Origin of the sequence: Stenotrophomonas sp. GD03654 (assembly GCF_029845105.1) — a bacterium.
GTDB classification, from domain to species: Bacteria; Pseudomonadota; Gammaproteobacteria; order Xanthomonadales; family Xanthomonadaceae; genus Stenotrophomonas; species Stenotrophomonas africana.
This window is the reverse complement of the sequence record NZ_JAOCLC010000030.1, coordinates 46,986-59,401: the sequence shown is the minus strand read 5'-3', so window position 1 is coordinate 59,401 and position 12,416 is coordinate 46,986. Positions and strand designations below refer to the sequence as shown.

The following is a 12,416-nucleotide window of genomic DNA, read 5'->3' as shown; positions in this document are numbered from 1 at the left end:
CAAGACAAAGAGGGACGCGGCGAAGCCGCGTCCCTCTCAAATTCCGTCTCGACAACCCAACGCTCTTCAATCCGTCACCGGAATCTGTCAGAGGTGGGGCGGGTTGGGTTCGCGGGGGACGCCGTGAATCCGTCCGTGGAGGCTTGGCAGCCGCATCCATGCGGCTGACACCCCCGCGAACCCAACCCGCCCCGCCAAGCACGACAGCAATCCAGAGCCGTTTTTAACGTTGCTGTTGCTGTTGCCGTGGCAGTACCAGCCTGCCGCAGGCAGCGCCCGCGGCCGCCGCCGCAGGAAAACCTTAGATCTTCTTCGCCAGCGATTCCGCCAGACCGGTGTAGCTGCCCGGGGTCATCTCCAGCAGGCGCTGCTTCGCATCCGCTGGCAGCTCCAGCCCCTGCACGAACGCACGCATCGACTCGGCCGTGATGCCCTGGCCACGGGTCAGCGCCTTCAGCTGCTCGTACGGGTTCGGCAGGCCGTGGCGGCGCATCACCGTCTGCACGGCTTCGGCCAGTACTTCCCAGGCCGCGTCCAGATCGGCGTCCAGGCGCTGCGGGTTCACTTCCAGCTTGCCCAGGCCCTTGGCCAGCGAATCCAGCGCCACCTGGCTGTGGCCGAACGCGGTGCCCAGTGCACGCAGCACGGTGGAATCGGTCAGGTCACGCTGCCAGCGGCTGATCGGCAGCTTCGCGCTGAAGTGCTCGAACAGCGCGTTGGCGATGCCGAAGTTGCCTTCCGCATTCTCGAAATCGATCGGGTTGACCTTGTGCGGCATCGTCGACGAACCGACTTCGCCTTCCTTCAGGCGCTGCTTGAAGTAGCCCAGCGAAACGTAGCCCCAGATGTCACGGGCCAGGTCGATCAGGATGATGTTGGCGCGACGTGCGGCATCGCCGATCTCGGCGATGTTGTCGTGCGGCTCGATCTGCGTGGTGTACGGGTTGAACACCAGGCCCAGGCCGGTCACGAAGCGCTCGGCGAAGGCCGGCCAGTCCACGTCCGGGTAGCTGGCGATGTGGGCGTTGTAGTTGCCCACCGCGCCGTTGATCTTGCCGGTCAGTTCGACCGCGGCGATCTGCCTGCGCTGGCGCTCCAGGCGGGCGACCACGTTGGCCAGCTCCTTGCCCAGGGTGGTCGGCGAGGCGGTCTGGCCGTGGGTGCGCGACAGCATCGGCTGGCCGGCCTGGGCGTGGGCCAGGCTGCGCAGGCTGTTGGCGATGCCGTCCAGGGTCGGCAGCAGCACCTCGCGGCGGGCCTGTTCCAGCATCAGGCCGTAGCTGAGGTTGTTGATGTCTTCGCTGGTGCAGGCGAAATGCACGAATTCCAGCGCCGGGGCCAGCTCGGCGTCGTCCTTCAGCTGTTCCTTGATGAAGTACTCCACCGCCTTGACGTCATGGTTGGTGGTGCGCTCGATCTCCTTCACGCGCGCGGCCTGGGCCGGGCTGAAGCTGGCGGCCAGCGCGCGCAGGCGGGCGATGGCAGCGTCGGAGAACGGGGCCAGTTCGACGATGCCCGGCTCGGCGGCCAAGGCCAGCAGCCATTCCACCTCGACCGTGATGCGGGCCTTGATCAGGCCGTATTCGGAGAAGATCGGGCGCAGGGCGTCGACCTTGCCGGCATAGCGGCCATCGAGCGGGGACAGGGCGAGCAGGGCGGAATCGGACATGTCGGCAGGGCTGGGGCGAGCGGCGGGGGCCATATTCTACGACGTGCCGGTCAGGTAGTGCCGGCCGCTGGCCGGCAATCCATGGAAGCGTAGGCCGGGCGTGGTTGCCGGCCAGCGGCCGGCACTACCCTTGCGCGTGCACAACGGCCGTGCAGACAGAACGATCTGGCCCGCCCTCGTCATCCCACGCTGCGGGCAAGGGAGTATCGTTGGCGCAGCCGCCAGCCCGGGAAGCGACACCCTGCCAGCCGCCGCTTCCCTTTCCCCAACTGAAGTAGTGCGGAGTTGATGCAATGAGCAAAGCTGCAAGCAAGGGTTTCAGAATCGAACACGACAGCATGGGCGAGCTGCAGGTGCCTGCGGACGCCCTGTGGGGCGCCCAGACCCAGCGTGCCGTGCAGAATTTCCCAGTGTCGGGCCAGCGCATGCCGCGCGGTTTCATCCGTGCCCTGGGCCTGGTCAAGGGCGCTGCCGCCGGCGTAAACGCAGAGCTGGGCCACCTGCCGAAGACCGTGGCCAAGGCCATCCAGACCGCTGCCGCCGAAGTGGCCGCCGGCAACTGGGATGCGCACTTCCCGATCGATGTCTACCAGACCGGTTCTGGCACGTCGTCGAACATGAATGCCAATGAGGTCATCGCCACGCTGGCCAACCGTGCCGGCAAGGCGGGCAAGACCCCCGTGCACCCCAATGACCACGTCAACCAGGGGCAGAGCTCCAACGACGTGATTCCAACTGCGCTGCGCGTGTCGGCAGTGTTGGCGACGCATGAGCAGCTGCTGCCGGCGCTGGTGCACCTGCGCAGGACCCTGGACAAGAAGGGCCGCAGCCTGCGCAAGGTGGTCAAGACCGGCCGTACCCACCTGATGGACGCGATGCCGCTCACCTTCGAGCAGGAGTTCGGCGCGTGGTCTGCACAGTTGGCCTCGGCCCAGGAGCGCATCGAAGACAGCCTCAAGCGCGTGCGCCGCCTGCCGCTGGGCGGCACCGCCATCGGCACCGGCATCAATGCCGATCCGCGCTTTGGTGCACAGGTGGCCAAGGCGCTGAAGCAGCAGACGGGCTTCAAGTTCGACAGCGCCGAGAACAAGTTCGAAGGCCTGGCCGCGCAGGACGATGCAGTGGAGCTGTCGGGTCAGCTCAATGCACTGGCGGTGGCGCTGATCAAGATCGCCAATGATCTTCGCTGGATGAACGCCGGGCCGCTGGCCGGGCTGGGCGAGATCGAACTGCCGGCGCTGCAGCCGGGCAGCTCGATCATGCCGGGCAAGGTCAATCCGGTGATTCCGGAAGCGACCGTGATGGCCTGTGCGCAGGTGATCGGCCACCACACCGCGATCACCGTGGCCGGCCAGACCGGTAATTTCCAGCTCAACGTCACATTGCCGCTGATCGCCGTGAACCTGCTCGATGGCATCGGCCTGCTCGCCAACGTGTCCACCCTGCTGGCGGACAGCGCGATCGCCGGGTTGAAGGTGCGTGAGGACCGCGTGGCCGAGGCACTGGCGCGTAATCCGATCCTGGTCACCGCACTGAACCCGATCATCGGCTATGAGAAGGCTGCGGCGATTGCCAAGCGTGCCTACAAGGAACAGCGCCCGGTGCTGGACGTGGCACTGGAGGACAGCGGGTTGGCCGAAGCCGAGCTGCGGCGCCTGCTGGACCCGGCCGCGCTGACCGCTGGTGGCATCCACGCCGGCGGCGGTGGTGGCGGTTGATCTGCCGGTTATAGAGTCGAGCCACGCTCGACTGTTGTTCCGGAGTCGAGCATGGGCTCGGCTCTAGGGAAACGAAGAACGCCGCCCTTGGGCGGCGTTTTTCTTCAGCGACGGTCGGCCACGATGTTGCCGAAGGTGTCGGTGTAATCCTTGAACTCCGGGATGCGCTGGATCAGATCCGCCGGAATCACTTCCATGCCCTCCGGCGGCTGGATCTTCACCGGCTGCATGTTGGGATCGGCCGGCGCGGCCACCAGGGTGTTCTGGCGAAGCACCTGCAGCTTGCCGAACATGGTCTGCAGCATCTGCTTCTGTGCGTCGTCCAGCGGAATCTGGATCTCGTCCATCTTCATCGTGCCGTCGGCGAGGATGATGATGTTCGGTGCCGGCGGGCGACGCACGGTGACCATGCCTTCGCTGACGGAAATCTTGGGCTTGCCGCGCTCGGCGCGGTGGTTGCGGTACTCCTGGTCACAGCCGACCAGGCCGAGGCAGAGCAGGGCGGTCAGCAGCAGAAACAGCTTCTTCATGACATTCGGTTCGGGCACGTCCGGGGGCCCCATTGTAAGCCCGCCAACGCAGTGCGACCGGCAACGGAAGGCCGCTGCCGGTCCGGTGCGTCGATTTGTCTCACTTGGAGAACGTGACCGAGTTGTTCTTGCCGCAGTCGTCCACGTCGCTCTGGTCCATCGTTGCGTACGGCTTGAAGGCCGGCAGCTCGCGCGCCAGTGCCTGCTGGCTGGCCAGCATCGCCGGCAGGCGTTCACAGATGCGCTTGGCCTGGGCCTCGATCTTCGCGGCTTCGGCGTTGATGCGCTTCTCGACACCTTCGCTGTCGCCGCTGAAGATGCCCTTCAGTGCTTCACCGGCCGCGTTGGCTCCCAGCTTGGCGCCGGCCAGGCCGACGTCCATGCCATCCATCGCGATGGCGACCACGTGGCCACGGTACTCCTGCAGGTGGCGGCGCTGGGTGTCGTTGACGGTGACCTCCTTTCCCGCGATCAGCAGGCGGCCATCCGGGCTGATTTCCGCGCGTGGCTGCTTGTCGGCCGAGATCTTGATGTTGCCCTGGGCGATGTCCTTGCGGGCATCGTCCATGGCTTCCTTGACGGTCTGGCCGACGCCACTGGTGGCTTCGGAGACGCTCTTGCCGACGGTCTTGTCGGACGAGGACGAGGTGCCGCCGCAGGCGATAAGCGGCAGGGACAGCAGCACAGCGGGCAACAGGCGCAGCAGGTTCATGGTGGTCCCCTGGAGGTGTCTGGAAGTGGATTACTTGCTGCGCGGCAGGGTGACCTTGCCGCTGACATTGCGATGATCGACGTCACCGCTGCCGCTGTGGTCGACGGTCAGGCTGCCGCCAACGCCGTCGACCTGGATGTCGCCCGAGCCGTGGCTGCGGACGTGCACATTGCCGCCGATGTCGGCCAGGTCGATGCCGCCGGAGCCGACCACGCCCACCTCGACGCTGCCCTTCACCCGCTTGAACTCGATATCACCCGAACCCACGGTATCCAGCCGCGCGTTGCCACGCACATCGGTGATCTTCAGGTCACCGGAGCCGACGGTACCGGTGCTGGCGTCGCCGCTGATGTTGCGTACGGTGACATCGCCGGAACCCAGCGACAGCAGGTTCAGGGAGCTGCCGCCATCGATGTTGAGGTCGCCGGAACCCACCGCAGCGTGGATGCTGCCGCGGGTACCGCGGGCCACGGCGTCACCGGAGCCGACGTCCACGCTGAGCGACTGTGCGTTTTCCACGCTGGCATCGCCCGAGCCGACCTTGAACTGCAGCGGCAGGTTGTCCGGCACGCTGCCGCGGATATCCAGCCATGCGTAGCTGTTGCCCAGGCTGATGCCGCTTTGGCGGCCGTCGCGGCGCAGGCTCACCACCAGCTTGTCGCCCACCTTGCGCTGGTCCAGCACCAGCTGGTCCAGCCATTCCTGGCTGGAGGCACAGGCACGCCCTTCCAGCTGACCGCCGCCGGCGCTGGCGACCACCTTCAGGTCATGCTGGTTGACCTCGAACACCACCGTTCTGGCACCGGTCACGTCCAGCTTCAGCGTGCGGGCGGCAGTGAACTTGCAGTTCGGAGCATCGGCGGCCAGCGCCGACAACGGCAACAGCAACAACGCGGAACAGGCGAGCAGGGAACGCATGGGTGGTGCCTCCGGATGGATGGGATCAGATCTCGCCGGCGCGCTTGCGCAGGCGGATGGCAAGGAAGATGAACACTGCACCGACGGCCGCACCGATCCACAGTTCCGGCATCGCCAGCGACTTCAACTGTGAAGCCGGGGACATCAGGCTGACCACCGAGTCCAGGTCGCGGCGCGAACCTTCACCGGCGCTGAGCCGATACAGCAGGTCCATGCCAGGGACACCGCCCAGCAGCAGGCGGCCGACGATGTTCTGCCAGAACCAGCCGGTGGTCAGGCCGAACAGCGGCATGATCTTGGTGGTGCTGACGATGACACCGGCAAACAGCGGCAGCATCACCGCCCACAGGAACGGCTTGCTCTTGGCCCAGGCCGAGCACAGCAGCAGCCAGCCGGCGGTGGGCAGCGCCCACAGGGCATAGACCGGAATCCAGGCCAGGTGGCCTGCGGCCAGGGTCAACGGGCTGGCCGGACCCCAGATCAGCGCCATCGGGCTGCCGCCGTGCATCAGCGCGACGACACTGATGATCAACATGAAGCCGAACATGGTGATGATGCCGGCGATGACCGCGATCAACGGTGCCACGATCAGTGCGCTGATCACCTTGGACAGCACGGTCTGGGTATCCGACAGCGGCAACGACTTCCAGAACAGGATGCTGCGGTCGCGGCGATCGTCGTACAGGGCGCCCAGGCAGTAGAAGAACACGACGAAGGCCAGTACCAGGAACGGCCACGCCGAGCTGAGCACCAGGGTCAGGTCCAGGCCATTGCCGAGATCGGCCAGATCCTTGCCGTTGATGTTGCGGGTGAGCAGTGCCAGGTCCAGGCCATTGACGTTCACGCTTTCGCCATCGACATGCAGGGCGCCGTTGCGCGCTGCGCGGTTCAGCGCGAACAGGCCGAAGGCGATGCCCACGGTGCTCATCACCAGCGAGATCAGGCCGGCGATCAGCGGGGCATACAGGAAACCGCCGCGGTTCTCCCAGTACTCGCGCTTGAGCAGCCAGCGCAGGGTGCCCAACGGGCTGACGGGGTGGTTGACGGCGTTCATGCGTAGGTCCCCTTCATGATGGCGACGAACAGGTCGGCCAGGCCCGGGCTGCGGGTCTCGCCGAGGGTGGAGAGCTGGGTGCGCGGCACGCCATCGAACAGCATCACGGTCTTGCCGAACGCCAGGCTGCGCTCGTCGATCGGCTTCAACGCGCGGGCCGTTTCGAGCTGGTCGGCATTGACCAGCAGCTCGGTGTAGCGCTGGCCGACCTCGTCCATTTCCGCATCGAGCACGATGCGGCCATCACGGATGAACATCACGTCGCTGAGGATGTGCTCGATCTCTTCCACCTGGTGGGTGGTGACGATGATGGTCTTCTGTTCGTCGAAGTAGTCTTCCAGCAGGCGCTGGTAGAACTCCTTGCGATAGAGGATGTCCAGGCCCAGGGTGGGCTCGTCAAGCACCAGGACGCGGGCATCGATGGCCATCACCAGCGCCAGGTGCAGCTGCACGATCATGCCCTTGGACAGTTCGCGTACACGCTGCTTCGGCTGCAACTTGGTGTTGGCCAGGAAGCGCTCACAACGGGCGCGGTCGAAGCGCGGGTGGACGCCGGCGACGAAATCGATCGCTTCGCGGACCTTCAGCCAGCGCGGCAGCACGGCGACGTCGGCGATGAAGCAGATGTCCTTCATCAGTTCGTCGCGATGCAGCCGTGGGTCGCGGCCGAGCACGCTCAGGTCGCCTTCCACCGAGGTCAGGCCAAGGATGGCCTTCAATGCGGTGGTCTTGCCGGCGCCGTTGGGGCCGATCAGGCCGACGATGCGCCCACTCGGAATGCTGAAGCTGGCGTTGTCGAGGGCGACGGTGGTCTTGTAGGCCTTGCGCAGGCCGCGGGCGGTGATGACCGATTCACTTGCAGTGCTATTCATCAGACTTTCCCCTGGGGCAGCAATTCATCAAGGCTCAGGCCCAGGCGCTGGATGCGCTCCAGCACGGCCGGCCATTCTTCGTTGAGGAAACGGTCGCGCTCGCTGCTGCGCAGCTGCGTGGCCGCCTGCTCGGTCATGAACATGCCCAGGCCGCGGCGCTTCTCGACCAGGCCTTCGTCGGCCAGTTCCTGGTAAGCGCGCGAAACGGTGATGGGGTTGAGTTGATAGTCGGCGGCCACCTGGCGCACCGAAGGCAGGGCATCGCCCGGCTTGAGGATTCCGTCGAGCATCATGGCGATCACGCGCTCCTTCAACTGACGGTAGATGGGAGCGCCGTCGCTCCACTGGATGTCGCTCATATTCAGCTCCGTGGGGTCAGCGGCTGGGCGAACGAGAAATACGGCATGGACAGGGAGCTGTGCAGCCGACGCGGGGGAGGGGGGGAGGAGGGGTTGGCGTTCCCTGCCGGAGAGGCGGTCGCGTCCTGCGCACTGTCAGCGGAGTCGGAGAGACTGGGCGCGGCCAACCAGGCCAGCACGATCAGGGTCGAAACAGCAGCGGCCGCGGGTGCGGTGAGGTTGCGACGGATCCGGACGTTCATGGCTTCCCCCTGTCTCAGGTGACTGGTGTTGTATGCAACTATAACACCGGCACGCCTACGTGCAACCCCTGCCGTCCCCAACTGATGGCAGGGGGCGGTCAGATTGCTGAAATATCCCTTTATTCAATTGATTTAAAAGAGAAATAAAGCTGTCGCAGCGGGCAATCCGCACCCACCTTCCATTCAGTGATGTCCATGCTATGTCATCCCGGCACCGCCGATCGCGCCCGTGCAGCGCATCCGCCACGCCGCGCAAAGCCCTGCTGGGCCGATGCCATCAGGGGCGCCGGAGCCCGGTGCTATAGTTCGGCCGATTCCCGGCCGGCAGTGGCCGGGCCTTGTGAATGGCTACCGCGGACCACTCCTGATGCCCCTGTCGACCGTTTCCCCGCGCCGCCTGCGCGGTCTGTCCCTGCTGGCCTTGTTGGTGGCCGGCATCGCCGGTTCCACCAGTGCGCTGGCCGCCGATCTGCTCGACCTGGACTACCGGCCGCTGGCCAGCAAGCAGCAGGTCAACCTGCAGCAGCGCTACCACGGTCAGGTGCTGCTGGTGGTCAACACCGCCAGCAAATGCGGCTACACCCCGCAGTACGAGGGGCTGGAGGCGCTGCAGAAGCGCTATGCCGGCCGGGGTTTCGCGGTGCTGGGCTTCCCGTCCAACGACTTCAAGGGCCAGGAACCGGGTGATGAGAAGCAGATCCAGGACTTCTGCACCCTGACCTACGGCGTCAAGTTCCCGATGTTCGAGAAGGTGCATGTGATCGGCGCGGAGGCTACGCCGCTGTACCAGCGCCTGACCGCGGCCACCGGCGTGGCGCCGGGCTGGAACTTCCACAAGTACCTGGTCGGCCGCGATGGCAAGGTCATCGCCCAGTTCGCCAGCAAGGTGACGCCGGACGATCCGCAGCTGACCGCGGCTATCGACAAGGCGCTGGCCGCAGCGGCCACGCATTGATATCCGGCACGCATGCCTCGACATCGACGGCATGCGTGCGACAATGTTCCTTTTCGCGCCGACGTCGGCGCCCAGACACTTCCAGGAATGCAGCGAATGAAGATGGGAATGCGCGGCGCCGCGGCGTCGGTTCTGATTCTGGCGATGGGCACTTCGGGTGTCGCTCTGTCGCAACAACCGGCTGCCCCCGCAGCCGCCAAGGAGACCGCAACCTTGAATTCCCCCAAGCAGAAGCTCGGCTACGCCATCGGCCTGGACGTGGCCAAGTCGTTCACCCCGATCGCCGATGAGATCGACGTTGCCGCCCTGCGCACCGCCGTCGAGCGCTCGTTCGAAGGCCTGCAGCCGCAGATCACCCAGGAACAGGCCAAGGCCACCGATGCCGCGCTGCGCCAGGTCGTGATGGCCCGCAGCGGCCAGCAGGTGCCGGGCGTGGCACCGGGCTCGCAGCCGGCGAAGGTCGACCGCGTCAAGGTGTCGCAGATGATTGGTTCGTACTCGGTGGGTCCGTCGCTGGCGCAGTTGAAGGACGACATCGACGTCGCCTCGCTGTTTGACGCGATCAGCACCGGCCTGAGCAAGGGCCAGCCGAAGATGACGGAAGCTGACGCGACCGCCACCATTCAGGCCTTCATGGGCAGCAAGCAGGCCGAAATGCAGGCCAAGGCTGCCGCCGCGGCGCAGACCAACCGTGAGGAAGGCAATGCGTTCATGGCCAAGAACAAGACCCAGCCGGGCGTGGTGACCACCGCGTCGGGCCTGCAGTACCAGGTCATCCGCCCGGGCAGCGGCGAGCGTCCGCTGCCGAGCAGCAAGGTGCGCGTGAACTACGAAGGCAAGCTGCTCAACGGCACCGTCTTCGACAGCTCCTATGGTCGTCAGCCGGCCGAGTTCGGTCTGGACCAGGTGATCAAGGGCTGGACCGAAGGCGTCGCGCTGATGCCGGTCGGTTCGAAGTACCGCTTCTGGATCCCCGGCAACCTGGCCTATGGCGAAAACGGCACCCCGGGTGGCCCGATCGGCCCGAATGCGACCCTGACGTTCGACGTCGAGCTGCTGGGCGTTCTGCCGTAAGTCATCCAGGAGCGAATACGGATATGCGCGTTGCGATTTTTGGTACCGGTTACGTTGGACTGGTGACCGGTACCTGCCTGGCCGATGTTGGTCATCAGGTGGTCTGTGTCGATATCGACCAGGCCAAGGTGGATGGCCTCAACCAGGGCATCATCCCGATCTATGAACCCGGCCTGGAGCCGATGGTGAAGGCCAACCATGCCGCAACGCGGCTGGCGTTCACCACCGATGCCGCGGCCGCCATCGATCATGGCCAGGTGGTGTTCATCGCCGTCGGCACGCCGCCGGACGAGGATGGCAGTGCCGATCTTCAATACGTGCTTGCCGTTGCCCGTACCATCGGTCGGCACATGAGCGTGCCGACCGTGGTGGTGAACAAGTCGACGGTGCCGGTCGGCACCGCGGACAAGGTGCGTGCCGCCATTGCCGAAGAGCTGGCCACGCGTGGCGCGGACATCGCGTTTGACGTGGTGTCCAACCCGGAATTCCTGAAGGAAGGCGATGCGGTTGCGGACTGCATGCGGCCGGACCGCATCATCATCGGTGCGGCCAATGAAGAGTCGGTGGCGGTGATGCGCCGCCTGTATGCGCCGTTCAACCGCAACCATGACCGTGTGGTGGAAATGGACGTGCGTTCGGCGGAGCTGACCAAGTACGCGGCCAATGCGATGCTGGCGACCAAGATTTCGTTCATGAATGAAATCGCCAACATTGCCGAACGCGTCGGTGCCGACGTCGAGCAGGTCCGCCAGGGCATCGGTTCGGACCCGCGCATCGGCTGGCACTTCATCTATCCGGGCGCCGGCTACGGCGGCTCGTGCTTCCCCAAGGACGTGCAGGCGCTGGCCCGCACCGCCCAGCAGTATGGCCTCGAGCCGAAGCTGCTGAACGCGGTGGAAGCGGTCAATGACGCGCAGAAGGGCCATCTGTTCGCCCTCATCCAGCGCCATTACGACAAGGGCGAAGACGAAGGCGTGCGCGGCAAGACCTTTGCCGTGTGGGGCCTGGCGTTCAAGCCGAACACCGACGACATGCGCGAGGCCTCCAGCCGCCGCCTGCTGGCGCAGCTGTGGGAAGCTGGTGCGACGGTGCGTGCCTACGATCCGGAAGCGATGCACGAATCGCAGCGCATCTTCGGTGAGCGCGATGACCTGGTGTTCTGCAACAGTGCCGATGAAGCACTGCAGGGCGCCGACGCGCTGGTGGTGGTTACCGAGTGGAAGCAGTTCCGCAGCCCCGATTTCCAGAAGCTGCGCGAGCAGCTGAAGGATGCGGCGGTGTTCGACGGGCGCAACCTGTACGAGCCGGCGGAAGTGGAAGCCGCAGGCCTGGCCTACTACGGCATCGGCCGGGGGCGCTCGCTGCATGTCTGATCTACCGTCCGAACGCGAGCAGGCGCTGGAAGCGCGCCTGGTCGAGCTGGAAATGCGCGTGTCCTTCCAGGAGCAGGCGCTGGCCGAGCTGAGCGATGCGTTGGCCGACGCCCGCATGCAGGGCATGCGCAACGCCGACGTGCTGCGCGTGCTGCTTGAAGACCTGGGCAAGGTCCGCAACGCACTGAATTCTTCCGATCCGGCGAGCGAACCGCCGCCGCCGCACTACTGATCCGAATCCTATGAGCGATACCCTCCGCGACCAGCTGATGGGCCTGGGCTTCAAGCCGGCGCCCAAGCCCGAGCGCAAGAATGATGGCCCCCGCCGTGACGGCCGCCCGCAGGGCAAGGGTGGCAATGGCAATGGAAAGCCGCAGGGCGCAGGCAAGGGCGAGCACAAGCCCGGCGAGCGCCGTGGGCAGGGCCATGGTGGTCCGGGCAAGCCCGGTGGCCAGCGTGGCCAGGGCCAGCAGGGCCCGCGCAAGCCGCGCAGCGCCGAAGAGATGGATCTGGCCAAGGCCTATGCCATCCGTGCGCAGCGGGAGAAGGAGGAGCGCATCGAGACCGAGCGCCTGAAGCAGGAAGAGGCGCGCGTGCGTCGCGAGGCGAAGGCCAAGCTGGAAGAACTGCTGAAGGACAAGAGCCTCAATGCCGAAGCGGCGGACATTGCCCGCCACTTCCCGTATGGCGGCAAGATCAAGCGCATCTACGTGACGGCCGAACAGCTGACCGCGCTCAATGCCGGTGAGCTGGGCGTGGTCCAGCTCAATGGCCGTTACCTGCTGGTGACTGCCGAGGTGCTGGCACAGTCCGAGGCGGTGTTCGCCGCATCGGTGGCGCTGAAGGTCGATCCGAATGCGCCGGCCGAGGAAGATCCCTACGCCGACCCGCAGTACCAGGTGCCGGACGACCTGGTCTGGTAATCAGGCCAGCAGGATGA

13 protein-coding genes are annotated in these 12,416 nt (G+C 65.7%); 6 read left to right on the top strand and 7 right to left on the bottom strand.

What is annotated here, in order from left to right; translation table 11 throughout:
* Positions 1-301: 301 nt before the first annotated feature.
* Complete coding sequence (gene purB, locus N5J73_RS12670; RefSeq protein ID WP_049445689.1) at positions 302-1,669, bottom strand: adenylosuccinate lyase; 1,368 nt, start codon at positions 1,667-1,669, stop codon at positions 302-304.
* 293 nt (positions 1,670-1,962) lie between these two features.
* Here purB and N5J73_RS12665 point away from each other — a divergent pair, with 293 nt between their 5' ends.
* Complete coding sequence (locus N5J73_RS12665) at positions 1,963-3,387, top strand: class II fumarate hydratase (protein WP_049445687.1); 1,425 nt, start codon at positions 1,963-1,965, stop codon at positions 3,385-3,387.
* Positions 3,388-3,491: 104 nt separating this feature from the next.
* Here the strand turns inward: N5J73_RS12665 and N5J73_RS12660 are convergent, their stop codons facing one another.
* From N5J73_RS12660 to N5J73_RS12635, 6 genes are all read right to left on the bottom strand, one after another.
* Positions 3,492-3,917 (bottom strand): hypothetical protein, encoded by a 426-nt coding sequence (locus N5J73_RS12660; RefSeq protein ID WP_049445685.1) that lies wholly within the window; start codon positions 3,915-3,917, stop codon positions 3,492-3,494.
* 100 nt (positions 3,918-4,017) lie between these two features.
* Positions 4,018-4,629, bottom strand: a complete 612-nt coding sequence (locus tag N5J73_RS12655) for a DUF2884 family protein (protein WP_049445682.1) — start codon at positions 4,627-4,629, stop codon at positions 4,018-4,020.
* A 30-nt stretch (positions 4,630-4,659) separates the two neighbouring features.
* The gene (locus N5J73_RS12650) at positions 4,660-5,547 is read right to left on the bottom strand and encodes a DUF2807 domain-containing protein (protein WP_049445680.1); all 888 of its coding nucleotides are present in this window, start codon (positions 5,545-5,547) and stop codon (positions 4,660-4,662) included.
* A gap of 25 nt (positions 5,548-5,572) precedes the next feature.
* Entirely contained in the window at positions 5,573-6,601 is a 1,029-nt protein-coding gene (locus N5J73_RS12645; RefSeq protein ID WP_049445678.1) for an ABC-2 transporter permease, read from the bottom strand.
* Positions 6,598-7,473, bottom strand: coding sequence for an ABC transporter ATP-binding protein (locus N5J73_RS12640; RefSeq protein ID WP_049445676.1), 876 nt, complete (start codon positions 7,471-7,473; stop codon positions 6,598-6,600). The genes N5J73_RS12645 and N5J73_RS12640 overlap by 4 nt, the downstream gene beginning before the upstream one ends.
* A complete protein-coding gene (locus N5J73_RS12635; protein WP_006453095.1) occupies positions 7,473-7,832 on the bottom strand; it encodes a GntR family transcriptional regulator in 360 nt (119 codons plus the stop codon). Before N5J73_RS12635 ends, N5J73_RS12640 begins: the two co-directional genes overlap by 1 nt.
* A gap of 609 nt (positions 7,833-8,441) precedes the next feature.
* Between N5J73_RS12635 and N5J73_RS12630 the strand changes: the two genes are divergently transcribed.
* From N5J73_RS12630 to N5J73_RS12610, 5 genes are all read left to right on the top strand, one after another.
* On the top strand, positions 8,442-9,029 hold the full coding sequence (locus tag N5J73_RS12630; RefSeq protein ID WP_049445672.1) for a glutathione peroxidase: 588 nt from the start codon (positions 8,442-8,444) through the stop codon (positions 9,027-9,029).
* 96 nt (positions 9,030-9,125) lie between these two features.
* The gene (locus N5J73_RS12625) at positions 9,126-10,103 is read left to right on the top strand and encodes an FKBP-type peptidyl-prolyl cis-trans isomerase (RefSeq protein WP_049445670.1); all 978 of its coding nucleotides are present in this window, start codon (positions 9,126-9,128) and stop codon (positions 10,101-10,103) included.
* Between the two features lie 23 nt (positions 10,104-10,126).
* On the top strand, positions 10,127-11,476 hold the full coding sequence (locus N5J73_RS12620; RefSeq protein ID WP_049445668.1) for a UDP-glucose/GDP-mannose dehydrogenase family protein: 1,350 nt from the start codon (positions 10,127-10,129) through the stop codon (positions 11,474-11,476).
* Positions 11,469-11,708 carry a SlyX family protein gene (locus N5J73_RS12615; protein WP_049445667.1) on the top strand — a complete coding sequence of 80 codons (240 nt, stop codon included), beginning with the start codon at positions 11,469-11,471 and terminating at the stop codon, positions 11,706-11,708. The genes N5J73_RS12620 and N5J73_RS12615 overlap by 8 nt, the downstream gene beginning before the upstream one ends.
* Positions 11,709-11,718: 10 nt before the next feature.
* The gene (locus tag N5J73_RS12610) at positions 11,719-12,399 is read left to right on the top strand and encodes a DUF2058 family protein (RefSeq protein WP_049445665.1); all 681 of its coding nucleotides are present in this window, start codon (positions 11,719-11,721) and stop codon (positions 12,397-12,399) included.
* Positions 12,400-12,416 lie beyond the last annotated feature (17 nt).

What these genes read in the sequence shown, in the direction of transcription:
- purB (WP_049445689.1), bottom strand. Translation starts at nt 1,669, where the DNA reads ATGTCCGATTCCGCCCTGCTCGCCCTGTCCCCGCTCGATGGCCGCTAT.
- N5J73_RS12665 (WP_049445687.1), top strand. Translation starts at nt 1,963, where the DNA reads ATGAGCAAAGCTGCAAGCAAGGGTTTCAGAATCGAACACGACAGCATG.
- N5J73_RS12660 (WP_049445685.1), bottom strand. Translation starts at nt 3,917, where the DNA reads ATGAAGAAGCTGTTTCTGCTGCTGACCGCCCTGCTCTGCCTCGGCCTG.
- N5J73_RS12655 (WP_049445682.1), bottom strand. Translation starts at nt 4,629, where the DNA reads ATGAACCTGCTGCGCCTGTTGCCCGCTGTGCTGCTGTCCCTGCCGCTT.
- N5J73_RS12650 (WP_049445680.1), bottom strand. Translation starts at nt 5,547, where the DNA reads ATGCGTTCCCTGCTCGCCTGTTCCGCGTTGTTGCTGTTGCCGTTGTCG.
- N5J73_RS12645 (WP_049445678.1), bottom strand. Translation starts at nt 6,601, where the DNA reads ATGAACGCCGTCAACCACCCCGTCAGCCCGTTGGGCACCCTGCGCTGG.
- N5J73_RS12640 (WP_049445676.1), bottom strand. Translation starts at nt 7,473, where the DNA reads ATGAATAGCACTGCAAGTGAATCGGTCATCACCGCCCGCGGCCTGCGC.
- N5J73_RS12635 (WP_006453095.1), bottom strand. Translation starts at nt 7,832, where the DNA reads ATGAGCGACATCCAGTGGAGCGACGGCGCTCCCATCTACCGTCAGTTG.
- N5J73_RS12630 (WP_049445672.1), top strand. Translation starts at nt 8,442, where the DNA reads ATGCCCCTGTCGACCGTTTCCCCGCGCCGCCTGCGCGGTCTGTCCCTG.
- N5J73_RS12625 (WP_049445670.1), top strand. Translation starts at nt 9,126, where the DNA reads ATGAAGATGGGAATGCGCGGCGCCGCGGCGTCGGTTCTGATTCTGGCG.
- N5J73_RS12620 (WP_049445668.1), top strand. Translation starts at nt 10,127, where the DNA reads ATGCGCGTTGCGATTTTTGGTACCGGTTACGTTGGACTGGTGACCGGT.
- N5J73_RS12615 (WP_049445667.1), top strand. Translation starts at nt 11,469, where the DNA reads ATGTCTGATCTACCGTCCGAACGCGAGCAGGCGCTGGAAGCGCGCCTG.
- N5J73_RS12610 (WP_049445665.1), top strand. Translation starts at nt 11,719, where the DNA reads ATGAGCGATACCCTCCGCGACCAGCTGATGGGCCTGGGCTTCAAGCCG.